Source organism: Enterococcus sp. AZ191, from assembly GCF_051713845.1.
In the GTDB taxonomy this organism is placed as follows: domain Bacteria; phylum Bacillota; class Bacilli; order Lactobacillales; family Enterococcaceae; genus Enterococcus_B; species Enterococcus_B durans.
On record NZ_JBIOQS010000001.1, the window covers coordinates 1,223,988 to 1,242,500 of the forward strand.

The 18,513-nt window shown below is 38.9% G+C and carries 12 protein-coding genes and 1 rRNA gene (1 of these 13 cut by a window edge); 11 read left to right on the plus strand and 2 right to left on the minus strand.

Annotated features, from left to right (window positions below; genetic code table 11):
* The first annotated feature begins 149 nt into the window (after positions 1-149).
* Both IGI47_RS05890 and IGI47_RS05895 read left to right on the plus strand, forming a co-directional pair.
* Positions 150-1,586, plus strand: coding sequence for an NCS2 family permease (locus IGI47_RS05890; RefSeq protein WP_438783622.1), 1,437 nt, complete (start codon positions 150-152; stop codon positions 1,584-1,586).
* Positions 1,587-1,820: 234 nt separating this feature from the next.
* Positions 1,821-3,017 carry a multidrug efflux MFS transporter gene (locus IGI47_RS05895; RefSeq protein WP_311931106.1) on the plus strand — a complete coding sequence of 399 codons (1,197 nt, stop codon included), beginning with the start codon at positions 1,821-1,823 and terminating at the stop codon, positions 3,015-3,017.
* A gap of 85 nt (positions 3,018-3,102) precedes the next feature.
* On the opposite strand, the gene IGI47_RS05900 is transcribed toward IGI47_RS05895, so the two are convergent.
* Complete coding sequence (locus IGI47_RS05900; RefSeq protein WP_438783623.1) at positions 3,103-3,291, minus strand: YjzD family protein; 189 nt, start codon at positions 3,289-3,291, stop codon at positions 3,103-3,105.
* A 222-nt stretch (positions 3,292-3,513) separates the two neighbouring features.
* On the opposite strand from IGI47_RS05900, the gene dnaE reads away from it, so the two are divergent.
* From dnaE to pyk, 3 genes are all read left to right on the plus strand, one after another.
* Entirely contained in the window at positions 3,514-6,822 is a 3,309-nt protein-coding gene (gene dnaE, locus IGI47_RS05905) for a DNA polymerase III subunit alpha (protein WP_438783624.1), read from the plus strand.
* Between the two features lie 166 nt (positions 6,823-6,988).
* On the plus strand, positions 6,989-7,951 hold the full coding sequence (pfkA, locus tag IGI47_RS05910; RefSeq protein WP_005875028.1) for a 6-phosphofructokinase: 963 nt from the start codon (positions 6,989-6,991) through the stop codon (positions 7,949-7,951).
* A gap of 210 nt (positions 7,952-8,161) precedes the next feature.
* A complete protein-coding gene (gene pyk, locus IGI47_RS05915) occupies positions 8,162-9,946 on the plus strand; it encodes a pyruvate kinase (RefSeq protein ID WP_005875030.1) in 1,785 nt (594 codons plus the stop codon).
* Positions 9,947-10,140: 194 nt separating this feature from the next.
* Here the strand turns inward: pyk and IGI47_RS05920 are convergent, their stop codons facing one another.
* Positions 10,141-10,983 carry a LysR substrate-binding domain-containing protein gene (locus IGI47_RS05920; protein ID WP_438783625.1) on the minus strand — a complete coding sequence of 281 codons (843 nt, stop codon included), beginning with the start codon at positions 10,981-10,983 and terminating at the stop codon, positions 10,141-10,143.
* 578 nt (positions 10,984-11,561) lie between these two features.
* On the opposite strand from IGI47_RS05920, the gene IGI47_RS05925 reads away from it, so the two are divergent.
* From IGI47_RS05925 to IGI47_RS05950, 6 genes are all read left to right on the plus strand, one after another.
* Positions 11,562-12,131 (plus strand): YceD family protein, encoded by a 570-nt coding sequence (locus tag IGI47_RS05925; protein ID WP_438783627.1) that lies wholly within the window; start codon positions 11,562-11,564, stop codon positions 12,129-12,131.
* A 56-nt stretch (positions 12,132-12,187) separates the two neighbouring features.
* The gene (rpmF, locus tag IGI47_RS05930; RefSeq protein ID WP_002290970.1) at positions 12,188-12,367 is read left to right on the plus strand and encodes a 50S ribosomal protein L32; all 180 of its coding nucleotides are present in this window, start codon (positions 12,188-12,190) and stop codon (positions 12,365-12,367) included.
* 215 nt (positions 12,368-12,582) lie between these two features.
* Positions 12,583-14,004 (plus strand): NADP-dependent phosphogluconate dehydrogenase, encoded by a 1,422-nt coding sequence (gene gndA, locus IGI47_RS05935; RefSeq protein WP_005875035.1) that lies wholly within the window; start codon positions 12,583-12,585, stop codon positions 14,002-14,004.
* Positions 14,005-14,190: 186 nt separating this feature from the next.
* Positions 14,191-14,877: a response regulator transcription factor gene (locus IGI47_RS05940; protein WP_005875038.1), complete on the plus strand. Its 687-nt coding sequence runs from the start codon at positions 14,191-14,193 to the stop codon at positions 14,875-14,877.
* Entirely contained in the window at positions 14,874-16,376 is a 1,503-nt protein-coding gene (locus tag IGI47_RS05945) for a HAMP domain-containing sensor histidine kinase (protein ID WP_311931102.1), read from the plus strand. The genes IGI47_RS05940 and IGI47_RS05945 overlap by 4 nt, the downstream gene beginning before the upstream one ends.
* Positions 16,377-17,050: 674 nt before the next feature.
* Positions 17,051-18,513: ribosomal RNA gene (locus IGI47_RS05950) — 16S ribosomal RNA — on the plus strand; it runs 97 nt beyond the window's last position.

The window sequence follows — 18,513 nt, forward strand, 5'->3', positions numbered from 1 at the left end:
ATTTTTTTAGTTTTTTTTTCATTTTTTTATTGAAAAACGAATGAAGCAACCTTATAATTTGAAATTGTTTGATGGAATGCATTTTTTGTCTTATTGGTATATAAATTATTAAGCTTTCCGTTAGAAAAAAGTCAGGGAGTGGAAGTTTTATGGAAAAGTTTTTCCAGTTAAAGAAGAATAACACGAATGTATCAACAGAAATGATGGCGGGGGTTACGACTTTCTTTGCAATGAGTTATATCTTGTTTGTGAATCCAACCATTTTATCTGCATCAGGAATGCCATTTCAGGCGGTCTTTTTAGCAACGATCATTGCTTCAGTTATTGGAACATTAGTGATGGGGTTGTTCGCCAACGTTCCTTATGCACAGGCTCCGGGGATGGGACTTAATGCCTTCTTTACATTTACTGTTGTTTTTGGATTAGGGTATTCTTGGCAACAAGCGTTAGCGATGGTCTTTATTTGTGGGTTGATCAATATTTTTATTACGGTAACAAAAATTCGTAAAATGATCATCCATGCTATTCCAGAAAGTCTGCAAAATGCGATTGGCGGAGGAATTGGAATCTTTGTTGCTTACGTGGGTATCAAAAATGCAGGTTTCTTATCTTTTTCAGCGGATCAATCAGCAATCACTAGTTCTGTTGTTGAAGGTGGTAAAGCGACAAATGTGACAATCAACGGCGGTATCGTTCCCGCTTTAGCAAATTTCAATAATGCACCAATTTTATTAGCAGTTATTGGTTTAGTATTTACAGCAATTTTAGTTGTAAAGAATATCCGTGGGGCTATTTTGATCGGGATTGTGGTGACAACAGTTTTAGGTATCTTAATGGGTGTAGTTGATTTAGGTACAATCGATTGGAAAGCGAACTCTCTAGGAAGTTCGATCAACGAATTAGGTACAACTTTCGGAGCCGCTTTTGGCAAAGAAGGGATGCAATCATTATTCAGTGATTCTTCAAAGATTCCTCAAGTGTTGATGACAATCATTGCGTTTAGCTTGTCTGATACTTTTGATACGATTGGTACATTCATCGGAACTGGTCGTCGCACAGGAATCTTCTCTAAAGCGGATGAAGATGCACTAGAAGATGGCAGAGGGTTCAAAACTAAGATGGATAAAGCATTGTTTGCAGATGCTATTGCTACATCAGTTGGGGCAATTTTTGGTACATCAAATACGACTACTTATGTTGAGTCTGCTGCAGGGATCGGAGCAGGAGGTCGTACAGGATTAACTTCTGTGGTAGTCGCAGTATTGTTTGCCTTAAGTAGTTTCCTTTCTCCTCTAATTGCAATCGTTCCAACACAAGCAACTGCTCCTGCATTGATTCTAGTAGGGGTAATGATGATGGCATCATTTGCAGATATCAAATGGCTTGATATGGAAGAAGCATTGCCAGCATTCTTCGCATCAATCTTTATGGGCTTATGCTACAGCATCTCTTATGGGATTGCTGCAGGATTCATTTTCTACACGATTGTCAAAGTAGTGAATGGAAAAGCAAAAGATGTTTCAATTGCTTTGTGGGTCGTAGACATTTTATTTATCATTAATTTTATCATCCTAGCAACAATCTAATTTTTTATTGAAAATTAGTTGTAAAAAATTGAACTCGCTCTCGCTAACTGTTCTCAGTTAGTTGAGGGCGTTTTTTTGTCACAAACAGCCTTCACTGATAAAATAATAAGTAATAGAAATAGGTAAATGAAAAAATATTGGAATATTCAGAATATTTTTCAATTATCTCGATACATCGATTGCATAGGGGCGAAAAAATAAGGTATTATGAAAGAGATGAAAGAGGGATGATAGATGAAGAATCAATGGAGGAAAAATTTGATCATTACTTGGATCGGTTGTTTCTTTACGGGCTCAAGCATTAGTTTAGTTATGCCATTTATACCAGTTTATGTTGAACAATTAGGAACACCCAAAGACCAGATTGAATTGTTTTCTGGGTTAGCCATTTCAGTGACCGCGTTTGCTTCTGCGATTGTGGCGCCGATTTGGGGTAATTTGGCTGACCGGAAAGGGCGTAAAATCATGATGATCCGAGCAGCTGCCGGCATGACATTTACAATGGGTTCTCTTGCCTTTGTACCGAATGTCTATTGGTTGTTGATCATGCGCTTTTTAAATGGGATCTTGTCTGGTTACATTCCGAATGCTACTGCAATGATCGCATCGCAAGCGCCAAAAGAAAAAAGCGGTTGGGCGCTAGGGACGTTATCAACTGGGGCAATTGCGGGAAATTTGATTGGCCCTTCGATGGGTGGTGCATTAGCACAGTGGTTTGGGATGGAAAATGTTTTTCTGATCACTGGGGGACTGCTGTTAATAACAACGATGTTGACGATTTTCCTAGTGAAAGAAGATTTCCATCCAATTGAAAAGAAAGATTTGATCAGTACGAAAGAGTTATTCTCAAAAATGGATCATTTCTCTATTTTGGTTGGTCTTTTTGTGACAACGTTGATCCTGCAAATCGGGATCACGACGATCAGCCCGATATTGACCTTATATATCCGTCAATTGAGTGGTAATTCAGAAAATATCCTGTTTGTCAGCGGATTGATCGTTTCTGTTGCCGGTGTTTCTGCTGTGTTCTCATCCCCAAAATTAGGGAAACTCGGTGATAAGATCGGTAATCAAAAAGTTTTATTAGCTGGCTTGGTAATGTCCGCTTGTTGTTACCTACCTATGGCATTTGTGACTACTCCCTTGCAACTTGGACTACTGCGGTTTATCCTAGGATTTTCGACAGGTGCGTTGATGCCATCTATCAATACGCTTATTAGTAAAATCACACCAACTGAGGGAGTCAGTCGAGTGTATAGTTATAACCAAATGTTTAGTAACTTTGGACAAGTATTAGGCCCAATGTTAGGCTCCACTGTTGCACATGCCTTCAATTACAGTGCAGTATTTATTGTGACAAGCCTGTTTGTTCTATCAAATATCTTTTTGTCATTATTTAACTTCAGGAAGGTCCTTCATCAAAAATTGTGAGGATAGTTTGATGGGAATTTCAAAGCTATCAATTTGATTGGAAATTGAAAAAAGGGTGAGACTTTGTCTCACCCTCGCTTTATTTTTATGAATGTGATGAGGATTCTTTTCTAGGGACAGCAACTGCACCAAGCAAAATGACAATAACGCCTGCAATCAAAGAAATGATCGTTGTTAAAGTGAAATCATATGCACCTTTTGTTAGAGCACCGCCAATGTAACCTACGACTTGACCTAACACAAATGACCAAAATAATGTTACGATATATCGCATAAAGAACACCTCTTTTCTAAGATTAGTTTACCAGATTTTTCATGAATGTAAAGAAACCAGGTTGTAAAAAAGCAAGTTTTATGATTTTATTATCCCGTATGATAGAATAAGAAGAATACATACAAAACAGAGCGTTCGCTAGAGCGTGATCAATTCACAGTAAAAGTTAGAATCAAACTTAACTATAAACTGCTGTCTAATTATATAAAAGGTGGAATGAATATGTTTTTCCCACAGCTTTATACTAAAACGTCCTATTCCCTACTACAAAGTACGATCCGTGTGACGGATTATATCCAAGAAGCAAAGAAATCAGGCTATTCTGTACTGGCAATCACCGATCAAAATGTTCTCTATGGCGTTCCTGAGTTCTATCAGACCTGCATCAAGGAAGGTATCAAACCAATCATAGGCGCAGTTATTTCGTATAGTTATGAAGAACGACTGTATGATCTATTAGTTTACGCGAAAGATACTACCGGTTATCAACAGTTGATGCAGCTTTCAAGTAAAAAAATGATCCAAGAAAATTTGTTGTTAGATGATTTCAATGAAACAGATCATTTGATCTTTGTTATCCCGACACAGCATTCTGTAAAAAATGATTTTGAGGTTGCAAAAAATTTTGAGACCCATTGGCAATCAGTGAAATCAAAAGTTGCCCCACAGGATTTCTACGTGGGGGTGTCTGATACAGATAGTGAGCAAAACTGGCTCGATTTTTTAGTGAAAAACAATGAGTCGCTTTGTGCGTTGCATCCGATTGCTAGTCTTCGAGAAGAGGAACTATTTGCTTTAGAGACGATGAAACATATCAAAGAGGGAAGTCAACTCCCTTTAGAAGAGCTTACACAACAACAAAATAGAGCAAGACAAGGCTTTCTTCTTTCTGAGAAAGAAGTGATGACCCGTTTCCAAGAGGCAAATTTGGCTAAAGCGGTGGAAGGTGCGCAACGGTTAGCTAATTCAATCTCCTTTGAGTTCCAATTTCATCAAAAACTTCTTCCCCATTATCCCGTACCAGGAAATAAAACAGCAGGAGAATATCTTGATGAATTATGTCAGACACAATTAAGCAAGCGTCTGGCACAGATCACACCAGAATATCAAGAACGGCTGACTTATGAATTATCCGTGATCCATCAAATGGGATTTGATGATTATTTTCTGATCGTCTGGGATGTCATGGCATTTACACATCAAAACAACATCGTTACCGGAGCAGGTCGCGGGTCTGCCGCCGGTTCGTTAGTAGCATATATATTAGAAATCACAGATGTGGACCCTTTGAAGTATGATCTATTATTTGAACGTTTTTTAAACCCAGAACGATATACGATGCCGGATATCGACCTTGATATACCAGACAATCGGAGAGAAGATGTATTAAATTATGTAAGAGAAAAATACGGACAATACCATATGTCCCAAATCGCTACCTTTGGTACAATGGCAGCGAAAATGGTGCTACGAGATGTTGCCAGAGTGTTTGGGCTTTCTCAAAGTGAAGCAAATCGTTGGTCTAAAGCAATTCCTAATCAATTAAAAATCACATTGAAAGAAGCATATCAAGCATCTAAAAATTTGGTGGAATTAGTGAATGCGAATGAAAAAAATCAGTTGTTATTCAAAACAGCCATAATTTTAGAAGGGCTTCCTAGACATGTTTCCACCCATGCAGCTGGTGTAGTTATCAGTGATAAAAATCTTTTAGAGTTAGTTCCCTTACAAAAGGGCTCGGACGAAGCGTTTCTAACTCAATATACGATGAATGACGTCGAAGCAATCGGATTATTGAAAATGGACTTCTTAGGTTTAAGAAATCTTTCAATCATCGACTATACGCTGAAGGTCATCAAAAAAGTAGAGAAACAAGAGTTGCTGCTCAAACAGATCCCATTGAATGATCCCCAAACACTTTTGTTGTTTCAACAAGGGGATACGACAGGTGTCTTTCAATTTGAATCAGCTGGTATCCGTAATGTATTAAGGAGTCTAGGGCCGGAAAACATTGAAGATATTGCAGCAGTCAATGCGCTTTATCGACCAGGTCCGATGCAAAATATCGATACATTTATCGCACGGAAAAAAGGCAAAGAGGCAATCAATTATCCTGATGATTCATTGATGCCGATTCTGAAAAATACTTACGGCGTGATCGTTTATCAAGAACAGATCATGCAAATTGCGACTAAAATGGCTGGGTTCTCACTTGGACAATCAGATATTCTTAGAAGAGCGATCAGTAAAAAGAAAAAAGAAGTGATCGATAAAGAACGAGAGCATTTTGTGAATGGTGCACTTCAGCAAGGATATTCGAGAGAAAAAGCGGTTGAAGTATATGATTATATCGAGCGGTTTGCAAACTATGGCTTCAATCGTTCCCATGCGTTTGCTTACTCTTTTGTAGGATTTCAAATGGCTTATCTCAAAGCACATCATCCTGGCGCATTCTTTGTTAGTTTAATGAACTCTGTTCGTCACAATACAACGAAGTTAAAGGAATATATTGCAGAAGCACGCAAAAAGAAACTAAAATTAGTTGCGCCTTCTATCAATCAGAGCTATTACGGATTTGAGCTAGTCAATAAAGAAGAAATTCGTTTTGGACTAACTGCAATCAAAGGGGTCAGAAGAGATTTCATTGAAGACATACTGAAGGATAGAAAAGAAAATGGTGCCTATCAATCAGTGGATCAATTTTTGATCCGCCTAGACAAACGCTGGCTAAAATTAGACTTACTTCAATCCTTAGTCGCGGTGGGCGTATTTGATGAACTTTCGCCCAATAGAAAACAATTGATGCTTGATCTAGAAGGTAAGATCCAAAATGTTGTGTACAGTGGTGGAAGTATCGATCTGCTGGGGATCATGGCATTAAAAGAAGAAGAAGTAGCTGACTATCCGCTTGAAGAAAAACTGAAACTCGAAGAAGAATATCTAGGCGTCTACCTTTCTGGGCACCCTACAGAAGGGTACGAACGATTGAAAATGGCTAAAAATATCCGTTTAATCACCGAGATCGTTGCCAAACAAGCAACGTGTCTGCTGGTTATGATCAAAGAGATTCGAGAAATCAGAACGAAAAAAGGGGAATTGATGGCATTTATTGAGGGAACAGATATCAGCGGTGAAATATCCATCACTGTTTTCCCGAAAACGTATCGACAATTTCGTAAATTATTTGAGGTAAACAAAGTGATCTTTGTCCAAGGGAGAACGGAAATCAGCAATTACAATCAAGAGTTACAACTGATTGGTGAAGTATTTTCTGACCCTGAGACTTTGGAGAAACAGTATCCAGATCAAACTTGTTTTTTAAGGATCAAAGAAGAAGTAGATGATCCTCAAACGATGAAACAATTGCAAGGGATTTTTCAAAAACACCCAGGCTATGTTCCCATAGTGATGTATCATGAGAAGGATCAGCGAAAAGTAGTACTAGCAGAGGCTTACTGGGTGGATGCAAGTGTTAATTTAAAGAAGCAATTAGCTTACTTATTACAAGAAGAAAATGTTGTTTTCAAATAACTTACGGTAAAAAATACTACTTGCTTTCATTTTTTTTCATTTTTTTATCTGTAAATCAAGACAAGTAGCAAAAATAATGTTAGAATGTTAGTCGTGGTTAACGCAAGAAGGTTATAAACCTAAGCACTGCTTAGGATAAAGTAATTTAATGAGGTGAATGTTTATTATGAAACGCATTGGAATTTTGACCAGTGGCGGAGATGCACCTGGAATGAACGCAGCTGTTCGTGCCGTTGTTCGTAAAGGAATTTATGAAGGTTTAGAAGTATACGGGATTAATTATGGATTTGCTGGTTTAGTGGCAGGAGATATTCGTCGCTTAGATGTAGCTGATGTGGGCGATAAGATTCAACGTGGTGGTACATTCTTGTACTCTGCACGTTACCCAGAATTTGCGACAGAAGAAGGACAATTAAAAGGAATCGAACAATTGAAAAAATTCGGTATTGAAGGTTTAGTTGTTATCGGTGGTGACGGATCATATCATGGTGCTATGGCATTGACAAAACGTGGATTCCCAGCAGTGGGTGTTCCAGGAACAATCGATAATGATATTCCAGGAACAGATTTCACAATCGGTTTTGATACAGCAATCAATACAGTATTAGAATCAATTGACCGTATCCGTGATACTGCTACTTCACACGTACGTACATTCGTTATTGAAGTAATGGGACGTAATGCTGGAGATATCGCTTTGTGGTCAGGTGTTGCCGGTGGCGCAGATGAAATCATCATCCCTGAACATGATTTTGATATGGCAGTTGTTGCTAAAAAAATCCAAGAAGGCCGCGATCGTGGGAAAAAACATTGCTTGATCATCTTAGCAGAAGGCGTTATGGGCGGAAATGAATTCGCTGATAAACTTTCTGAATATGGTGACTATCATACACGTGTATCTATCTTAGGACACGTTGTTCGTGGTGGATCTCCAAGCGCGCGCGACCGTGTGTTAGCAAGTAAATTTGGCGCATATGCTGTTGAATTGCTACAAGCAGGTAAAGGTGGACTATGTGTCGGTATCCATAACAATGATATGGTTGCTTCTGACATCATTGATACATTAGAAAACAACAAGCATAAACCAGATTTATCATTATATGATTTGAATAATTCACTTTCATTCTAAGAGTGAAAAAGTTATTTGAACTATGAGACTGGGACAGAAGTGTTTAACTTCGAGAAATAAGGAGAAATCAACGAAAATTACTTTTCAAATTTTGGTGAATTTCGGCTTATTTTACGAAGGAGTTGCTTCTGCTCCCACGCTCATTATCTGAAGATATTTAGGCTTTAATCGGCTTTAAATAAACAAAATTGAATGGGAGAGTTTTGTAAAATGAAAAAAACCAAAATCGTTAGTACATTAGGACCAGCTAGTAACTCAGTAGAAATTATTTCTAAATTGATCGAATCTGGGGCAAATGTCTTCCGCTTTAACTTTTCACATGGAGACCATGAAGAACAATTATCACGTATGGAAATGGTTCGTGAAGCTGTTAAAAAAACAGGTAAAGATGTAGGTATTCTTTTAGATACAAAAGGTGCTGAAATTCGTACAACTGTTCAAGGCACAACAGAAGCTGATTTTGGTCGTGCAGGATACATCAAATTTGAAGTAGGAGATAAAACTCGTATTTCAATGGACCCTGAACACGTAGGCTCGAAAGAAAAAATTGCTGTAACTTACCCAGGCTTATTCGATGATGTACATGTAGGTGGACATGTATTATTCGATGATGGCTTGATCGATATGGAAATCCTTGAAAAAGATGAAGCAACTCGTGAATTAGTTGTTGAAGTTAAAAATGCAGGTATGCTTGGATCACGTAAAGGTGTAAATGCACCAGGCGTTTCAATCAGCTTACCAGGGATCACACCTAAAGATGCAGATGATATCCGTTTTGGTTTAGACAATGACATCGACTTTATCGCTGCAAGTTTTGTTCGTAAAGCACAAGACGTATTAGACATTCGTGAAATTTTAGAAGAAAAAGACATGACACATGTTCAAATCTTCCCTAAAATCGAATCTCAAGAAGGTATTGACAACATCGATGATATCATCAAAGTTTCTGACGGCGTTATGATCGCTCGTGGAGATATGGGTGTTGAAATCCCAGCTGAACTTGTACCAATGGTTCAAAAACGTATCATCAAAAAATGTAACGCTGCAGGAATCCCTGTTATCACAGCTACTCAAATGTTAGAATCAATGCAAGAAAACCCACGTCCAACACGTGCCGAAGCTTCTGACGTTGCTAACGCTGTATTTGACGGAACTGATGCAACAATGTTATCAGGTGAATCTGCAAATGGTGACTACCCAGTTGAAGCTGTTTCAACAATGGCTCGTATCGATCAAGAAGCTGAAAATGCTTTAGCTGAATTAGGTACTTTCCAATTGAACGAATTTGACAAAACAGATGTAACTGAAACAATCGGTTTATCAGTAGCTCGTGCTGCTAAAAACTTAGGTGTTAAAACAATCGTTGCTGCAACTGAATCTGGTTACACAGCTAAAATGATTTCAAAATACCGTCCAGATGCTGACATCTTGGCTGTTACTTTTGACGAACGCACAAAACGTGGTTTGATGCTTAACTGGGGTGTTTACCCAACAGTTGCTGAAAAACCATCAACAACTGATGAAATGTTTGAATTAGCTGCTCAAAAAGCTGTTGATTTAGGTTTTGCATCAGAAGGCGACTTGATCTTGATCACTGCTGGTGTTCCAGTTGGTGAACGTGGAACAACTAATGTTATGAAAATTCAAATGATTGGTTCTAAATTATTAGAAGCTCAAGGCGTTGGTCAAAAATCAGTCGTTGCAAATGCAGTCGTTGCTTCATCAGCTGAAGAAGCAATCAAAAAAGCAAAAGATGGTATGGTTCTAGTTGTACCAACAACTGACAAAGAATATATGCCAGCAATCGAAAAAGCAGCAGCAGTTATCGTTGAAGAAGGCGGATTGACCTCACACGCAGCAGTTGTAGGAATTGCTCAAGATATTCCTGTAATCGTTGGTGCGAAAGAAGCAACTTCAACAATCGTTGATGGCGAATTGATCACCGTTGACTCACGTCGTGGTATTGTTTATCGTGGCGAAACAACAGCTATCTAATCCATTTAGCTCGCTAACTTAAAAGAAGGAATGACAAGATTTTTGTCATTCCTTCTTTTTTTGGCTATTCCAAGCTCGTTTTTTCAAAACAAGCAGAAGTTGAATGTATTTTTCATGTTTTGTGTAGTTGAATAAATTCTTTATGGCTTTTTTTGGGTCTTTATAAATTCATGGATCACTTCAATAACTTTTTCTTATAGTGGGGTAGTGATTTGTTGGGCTCTTTTTGCTAATGAAATTAGAAAACGCGGTTGGATCTCCTCTGAGAGTGGGATAGAAACAAGATTATCTTCAGGATGAATCGCGATCTCTGTCAGAAAGCCGATTCCGATATTTTCACGTATCATACTTTTCAAAATAGTCAGATCATTGCTTTGATAGACGATCTTTGGTTCAACATGGGCTTGTTTAGATAATTTGGTGAAAGCTGCTGGATGGACGTAATGTTCATTCAACAAAACAAATTGTTCATCTACTAAGTCTTTGAAAGATAAGGCATCATGTTGTGCCAGTGGATGTGTTTTAGAAACAACGATCATGAACCGTTTATCCAGAAGCAACTCTACTTCAAGTTTTTGGTCAACTATTGGTTGCGTTGATCCTAAGACTGCCAAATCGATTCTTCCCTCATGGATCATTCCGTAAAGGTCTCTAGAGCCACCATCTGTAATCTCAATTTGTTCCATCAGCTGATGCTTGATAAAATAGCTAGATAGTTTTGGAAAGTACTCATTACCGATGATAGGTGGCATCCCAAATCGAAGTTTCTTTTTCTGTAATTGAGTGATTTCCGCTTTTGCCATCTTGATTTCTTGTAAAATCGATTGAGCATGGAGAAATAATTGTTTGCCTGCTGGGGTAATAATCAATTCATGATGGGAACGATCTCTGGTGATAAGTGCTGCCCCTAACTCTCTTTCTAGGCGTTGCAACGCATATGTAATAGTTGGCTGACTAACCTGAAAATATTTTGCGACTTTGGTAAAATTTTTTTGTTTCACGATCTGGACATAATATTCAATATCTCTTGTATTCATGAATATCCCCTGCACCTTCATATAAATAATGTTTATTGTAATCTATATCGTTGTCTATATCAAACAGAAGCGACTGCACTGATCAGTTAAACAAATGAAGTATCGAACACATAGCGAATCCTTTGCATTCAGTCAGTTGGAAATGTCGTATGCATTATTCTTTGATTATTTTTAGCACAGCAATTTATTTTTTTATCAGTATCCGCGGGAGTTCTTTAAAACAATACTCGTTATGGAAACAAATTTTCACCTCTCGGTTGATTGTTGATGTGTGCCATTTTACCGATAACAGGAAATGAATCACCTGATGCAAAATATGTAGTAGGCTCAAATATTAATGCTGTATACTTAATAAGCACTATTTTATTTGTTGTTGTTCCTGTAGTAGTGGAAACGAAATCAGTACAGTTGAAAACAAAGAGAATCAAACGTTTATTCCATATTAGGCAATCAAGATGGATAGATATTCTCGATTTACTTTGTGTTTTTTTATGAAGTGTAAGGTGTCAAGAAAATTTCATTGACAACGACGTTTTTGCCCTGTATAATTGCTTTTGTTGCTTAGGAGTGATGAGAGAATGAAATGGTCTTTACTGGAATTGAGAAAATACCAAGAGACACCGTTAACTTTTCATGAGACCCTTGATCTTAAAGCGGATCTTATGAAGCGAGACAATTTGATATTAGATGTTGCGCCTGTTACAGTCGATGGGCTCGTTTCAGTTGATAATCAAGGCTATCTTGTCCATTACACTGTGCAGACGACTCTGACCGTACCGTCAACTCGTTCGTTAGAACCAGTTGCATTACCCATGGATTTTACAGTAGATGAACTGTTTATGACAAAGGAACAGTACCAACTCAGAGACAATCAATTGTCTGTAGAAGAGATTTTGTTGATAGAAGATGCAAAACTTGATTTGACAGAATCGATCGAAGACAACATTTTATTGGCAATTCCAATGCGTGTATTGACTGAAGAAGAAGAAAAGACGACCGATTTTCCTAAAGGAACAGATTGGGAAGTTGTTTCTGAAGAAGAATACGAACGCAGAAAACTGGAAGAAGCTGAAACAAAAGTAGATCCTCGTCTTGCAAAATTATCTGAACTTTTTGATGCAACGTCAAATGAGGACGATAAAGCGTAAGATTGGAATATATTGTATCATTTATGATGCAAGACTTTACAAGGAGGTGTAGCAAAATGGCAGTACCAGCTAGAAGAACATCAAAAGCTAAAAAAGCAAAACGTCGTACACACTACAAATTGACAATCAAAGGTTTAAACGAATGTCCTAACTGTGGTGAAATGAAAAAAAGCCATCACGTATGTGCAAATTGTGGTTACTATGATGGTAAGGACGTAATGTCTAAAGAAGCTTAATACATTTTAATTAGAAAATGTAAAAACCTCAAGGCTAACCATGGAGCCTTGAGGTTTATTTTTTGTTCCTTATTCAAAAATCGAGGAAATTTAAGTTTTCTATGACGAAAAGAGTTGCAACATAAAAATATGTGCTTCTTTGGTTTGCAATGAGGCAATGTTAAGCTATAATGAGAGAGATTAGGGAGAACATCCCACATGTAGGAGGAGTTCATATGTCAAAACAACAAATCGGCGTTGTCGGTATGGCCGTAATGGGTAAAAACTTAGCCCTTAATATTGAAAGCCGTGGCTATTCAGTTGCCTTATTCAATCGTACGGGTTCAAAGACAACTGCCGTGGTGGAGGAACATCCAGATAAAAACTTCAAAGCGACTTACACAATCGAAGAATTTGTAGATTCAATCGAAAAACCTCGTCGAATTCTTTTGATGGTCAAAGCTGGTCCAGCAACGGATGCAACGATCCAAGAATTGCTTCCTCATTTAGATAAAGGGGACGTTTTGATTGATGGCGGAAATACATTCTTCAAAGATACGATCCGCCGTAATGAAGAACTTGCAAATTCAGGGATCAACTTTATCGGCACCGGTGTTTCTGGCGGAGAAGAAGGCGCGTTAAAAGGCCCTTCAATCATGCCTGGTGGACAAAAAGAAGCGTATGAATTAGTTGCACCGATCTTAGAACAGATCTCTGCTAAAGCAGAAGATGGCGCACCTTGTGTTACTTACATCGGCCCTAATGGTGCTGGTCATTATGTAAAAATGGTACACAATGGTATCGAATATGGCGATATGCAATTGATTGCTGAATCGTATGACTTGATGAAAAATATCTTAGGCCTTTCAGTAGATGAGATGGCAGATATCTTCAAGGAATGGAATCAAGGAGAACTGGATAGCTACTTGATCGAGATCACTGCGGATATTTTAACGAGAAAAGACGATGAAGGTACAGGTAAACCGATCGTTGATGTCATTTTAGACGCAGCAGGAAATAAGGGCACAGGTAAATGGACAAGTCAAAGTGCGCTAGATCTAGGTGTTCCATTACCTTTGATTACAGAATCAGTTTTTGCACGTTACATTTCAGCCTACAAAGAGGAACGTGTGCAAGCAAGTAAAATTCTAACTCGTACAAACGACTTTGAATTTACAGGAGATAAAAAAGAACTTGTTGAGAAAATCCGTGAAGCTCTTTACTTCAGCAAAATCATGAGTTACGCTCAAGGATTTGCGCAATTACGGGTAGCTTCTAAAGAATATGGATGGGATCTACCATTTGGTGAGATCGCTAAAATCTGGCGTGCTGGTTGTATCATTCGTGCACGGTTCTTACAAAAGATCACAGATGCTTATGATAAAGAACCTGATATCGAAAATCTTTTGTTAGATGACTATTTTGTGGACATCACTAAAAAATATCAACAGGCTGTCAGAGATGTCGTTGCATTAGCTGTCCAAGCTGGTGTACCTGTCCCAACATTTTCTTCTGCAATTGCCTATTTTGATTCTTATAGAGCAGAACGCTTGCCAGCAAATATCATCCAAGCACAACGTGATTATTTTGGTGCTCATACGTATGAACGTGTGGATAAAGAAGGGATCTTCCACTATTCTTGGTATCATGAAGAGTAATCTTTCTACTTTTCGCGAATGATTGAATAAAAAATGACGAAAGAGCTGAAGTCGATCGATATGAAAGGACTTCAGCTCTTTTTAAAAATTTGTATCCATGCTAAAATGAATGTAGATTTTTAAATAGATTATCGGTATAATGATATAGTTTTGAATAAGCACGTAGAGAGAAAGGAAAAAAGATTAATGAGTAATATTCTAATCATTGAAGATGAAAAGAACTTGGCTCGATTTGTCGAGTTGGAATTAAAGCATGAAGGCTATAATGCAGAAGTTCATTATAATGGACGTACAGGATTAGATGCGGCCCTGAACAATGAATGGGATGCTATTTTGTTGGACTTGATGTTGCCAGAATTAAATGGACTAGAAGTCTGCAGACGAGTGCGTCAAGTGAAGAATACGCCAATCATTATGATGACTGCTAGAGATTCAGTCATTGATCGCGTTTCCGGATTAGACCATGGAGCAGATGACTATATCGTTAAACCATTTGCAATTGAAGAATTGTTAGCCCGCTTACGTGCATTATTACGTCGAATCGATATCGAAGGCGACAAAAATGTAGCGAAACAAACAACAATTACTTATCGTGATTTGACGATTGAAAAAGAAAATCGTGTCGTACGACGTGGCAGTGAAGTGATCGAACTCACAAAACGTGAATACGAACTATTACTTACGCTGATGGAAAATGTCAATGTTGTGTTAGCGCGTGACGTATTGTTAAATAAAGTATGGGGATATGAAACAGAAGTCGAAACAAACGTTGTAGATGTTTATATTCGTTATCTTCGTAATAAAATCGATGTTCCTGGAGAAGAAAGCTATATCCAAACAGTTCGTGGAACAGGTTATGTGATGCGCTCGTGATAAAACAAAAAAAATCAGAAAAAAGAGAACTTAAAGGTCCCTCCTTGACTATCAAGTGGGCCTTTGCAAGTTCTTTCTTTATATTTGTAGTGTTTACTATTTTCGCAGTCATCACGTATAAGTCATCAATCAACCTTCTCGTTGCGAAAGAAAGAAACAATGTAGAAAGAACGATCTCAGAGGTTACTTCTCGTTTGGCTAACTCAGATGAGGAATTAACGCTTGTTAATACTTATCGAAACTTGACAAATTCAAGAGATCGAGATGGCAGTGTGAATGACACGTCGATCATTGAAGGGAATTTGATGAAGATCGATTCTTTTATTTCAGAATTGGGCCAAGAATCAATGGACTTATATGTATATGATCTAGATGAAAAATTGATTTTCAAAACACATGAGAAAGACCGTTCACTGATCCAAGCAACACGGAAAGTCCCAACGATCGTTACCTTGGATGGAAAGACTGGCTTCCTTTCGGTACAACCAATCTATTCCAAAGAAACACGAGAAAAAATCGGGTACGCTCAAAGTTTTTACGAGCTTTCTTCTTTTTATGATATCCGCAACAAGCTTTTGTTGACGCTGATAGTCTTAGAGATCGTTTCGTTGATCTTGAGTAGCGTACTAGGGTTCTTCCTGTCCTCTTATTTCTTGAAACCATTGAAGGTCTTGAGAGATACGATGGATACGATTCGAAAAGATCCACAGTCGGATATTCACATGCCTGAGATAGACACAAACGATGAACTAGCCGACTTAGCAGAGATATTCAATGAAATGCTCGATCGCATGCGTCTATATATCGAACAGCAAGAACAATTCGTAGAAGATGTTTCTCATGAGTTGAGAACGCCTGTCGCGATCATTGAAGGGCATTTAAGCTTGCTGAATCGCTGGGGAAAAGATGATCCCGAAATACTTGAAGAATCATTAGCTGCAAGTATGCAAGAAATCAGCAGAATGAAAAGCTTGGTGCAAGAAATGCTGGACCTTTCTCGAGCAGAACAAGTGGACATCCACTATGCAAATGAGACGACCTTAGCGAAAGAAGTAACATACCAAGTGTATAATAACTTCAAGATACTTTATCCGGACTACGTTATTACATTAGACGATGATTTGACAAAAGAAGTGACATTACAGATCTATCGTAATCATTTCGAGCAATTGATCATTATTATTTTGGATAATGCTGTAAAATATTCTACAGATCGAAAAGAAGTGCATATCTCGATTTCCTCTACTTTGAATGAGTTTGAAATTGCTATCCAAGACTTTGGAGAGGGGATACCGCAAGAAGATCTGAATAAGATATTCAATCGATTCTATAGAGTGGATAAAGCAAGAGCACGGACAAAAGGTGGTAATGGCTTAGGCCTTTCGATTGCCAAACAATTAGTAGAAAGTTACAAAGGGAAGATTATTGCAGAAAGTGTGGTTGGCCAAGGAACGATTTTTAGGATTTTCATTCCAATCATCAAAAAAGAAAACAAGTAAGGAAAGTACCTTGCTTGTTTTTTTATTTTGTAAAGGACGAATAAAAAGACAAAAACGGACGGGAGAAAGAATAGAAGGTAAAAATACTTTATGGCTAACCGAACTTTTTGGATGATATCGAGTAAAAAAGTTGCTTAAATAAGGGAAAAAATGTTAAAAAACACGTTTGTATCGGCGAATATTCGTGTTTTGAAATAATAGAAAAAAATGTATTTTTTCTATTGCATTTTACTTAAGTACTTGATATATTATTATTTGTTCTGACAAAACGATATTCAAAATCTTGTTACATTTCATAAAAAAGATGTTGACTAACATTTTGAATCGTGTTATAATAACAAAGTTGTTTTAGAAATGGACGTTTGAAAGTCTTTTGTATCAACGAAAAAATTGTTGACAAATAACAGTTAACGTGATAAGATGATCAAGTCGTTAAGAACACGACAAACAATTCAAAAAACTTTCGAAAGAAAGTTGTTGACAGAAACTTAAGAATCTGTTAAGATATAAGAGTTGTTAAAACAAAAAGATTAGACCTTTGAAAACTGAACAAAGTAAGACAAACCAAATGTGTAGGGCGTCTTGATCGATTCAAGACAACAAACATTTTTAACAAGCAAGCAATATGCTAGCAAACAAATTGAGCTTAACAATCGCAAGATTGTTCTAACTTTTATTATGAGAGTTTGATCCTGGCTCAGGACGAACGCTGGCGGCGTGCCTAATACATGCAAGTCGTACGCTTCTTTTTCCACCGGAGCTTGCTCCACCGGAAAAAGAAGCGTGGCGAACGGGTGAGTAACACGTGGGTAACCTGCCCATCAGAAGGGGATAACACTTGGAAACAGGTGCTAATACCGTATAACAATCGAAACCGCATGGTTTTGATTTGAAAGGCGCTTTCGGGTGTCGCTGATGGATGGACCCGCGGTGCATTAGCTAGTTGGTGAGGTAACGGCTCACCAAGGCCACGATGCATAGCCGACCTGAGAGGGTGATCGGCCACATTGGGACTGAGACACGGCCCAAACTCCTACGGGAGGCAGCAGTAGGGAATCTTCGGCAATGGACGAAAGTCTGACCGAGCAACGCCGCGTGAGTGAAGAAGGTTTTCGGATCGTAAAACTCTGTTGTTAGAGAAGAACAAGGATGAGAGTAACTGTTCATCCCTTGACGGTATCTAACCAGAAAGCCACGGCTAACTACGTGCCAGCAGCCGCGGTAATACGTAGGTGGCAAGCGTTGTCCGGATTTATTGGGCGTAAAGCGAGCGCAGGCGGTTTCTTAAGTCTGATGTGAAAGCCCCCGGCTCAACCGGGGAGGGTCATTGGAAACTGGGAGACTTGAGTGCAGAAGAGGAGAGTGGAATTCCATGTGTAGCGGTGAAATGCGTAGATATATGGAGGAACACCAGTGGCGAAGGCGGCTCTCTGGTCTGTAACTGACGCTGAGGCTCGAAAGCGTGGGGAGCAAACAGGATTAGATACCCTGGTAGTCCACGCCGTAAACGATGAGTGCTAAGTGTTGGAGGGTTTCCGCCCTTCAGTGCTGCAGCTAACGCATTAAGCACTCCGCCTGGGGAGTACGACCGCAAGGTTGAAACTCAAAGGAATTGACGGGGGCCCGCACAAGCGGTGGAGCATGTGGTTTAATTCGAAGCAACGCGAAGAACCTTACCAGGTCTTGACATCCTTTGACCACTCTAGAGATAGAGCTTCCCCTTCGGGGGCAAAGTGACAGGTGGTGCATGGTTGTCGTCAGCTCGTGTCGTGAGATGTTGGGTTAAGTCCCGCAACGAGCGCAACCCTTATTGTTAGTTGCCATCATTCAGTTGGGCACTCTAGCAAGACTGCCGGTGACAAACCGGAGGAAGGTGGGGATGACGTCAAATCATCATGCCCCTTATGACCTGGGCTACACACGTGCTACAATGGGAAGTACAACGAGTCGCGAAGTCGCGAGGCTAAGCTAATCTCTTAAAGCTTCTCTCAGTTCGGATTGTAGGCTGCAACTCGCCTACATGAAGCCGGAATCGCTAGTAATCGCGGATCAGCACGCCGCGGTGAATACGTTCCCGGGCCTTGTACACACCGCCCGTCACACCACGAGAGTTTGTAACACCCGAAGTCGGTGAGGT

Bases quoted from the DNA above. Each gene is read 5' to 3' on its own strand.
- IGI47_RS05890 (WP_438783622.1), top strand. From the start codon at position 150: ATGGAAAAGTTTTTCCAGTTAAAGAAGAATAACACGAATGTATCAACA.
- IGI47_RS05895 (WP_311931106.1), top strand. From the start codon at position 1,821: ATGAAGAATCAATGGAGGAAAAATTTGATCATTACTTGGATCGGTTGT.
- IGI47_RS05900 (WP_438783623.1), bottom strand. From the start codon at position 3,291: ATGCGATATATCGTAACATTATTTTGGTCATTTGTGTTAGGTCAAGTC.
- dnaE (WP_438783624.1), top strand. From the start codon at position 3,514: ATGTTTTTCCCACAGCTTTATACTAAAACGTCCTATTCCCTACTACAA.
- pfkA (WP_005875028.1), top strand. From the start codon at position 6,989: ATGAAACGCATTGGAATTTTGACCAGTGGCGGAGATGCACCTGGAATG.
- pyk (WP_005875030.1), top strand. From the start codon at position 8,162: ATGAAAAAAACCAAAATCGTTAGTACATTAGGACCAGCTAGTAACTCA.
- IGI47_RS05920 (WP_438783625.1), bottom strand. From the start codon at position 10,983: ATGAATACAAGAGATATTGAATATTATGTCCAGATCGTGAAACAAAAA.
- IGI47_RS05925 (WP_438783627.1), top strand. From the start codon at position 11,562: ATGAAATGGTCTTTACTGGAATTGAGAAAATACCAAGAGACACCGTTA.
- rpmF (WP_002290970.1), top strand. From the start codon at position 12,188: ATGGCAGTACCAGCTAGAAGAACATCAAAAGCTAAAAAAGCAAAACGT.
- gndA (WP_005875035.1), top strand. From the start codon at position 12,583: ATGTCAAAACAACAAATCGGCGTTGTCGGTATGGCCGTAATGGGTAAA.
- IGI47_RS05940 (WP_005875038.1), top strand. From the start codon at position 14,191: ATGAGTAATATTCTAATCATTGAAGATGAAAAGAACTTGGCTCGATTT.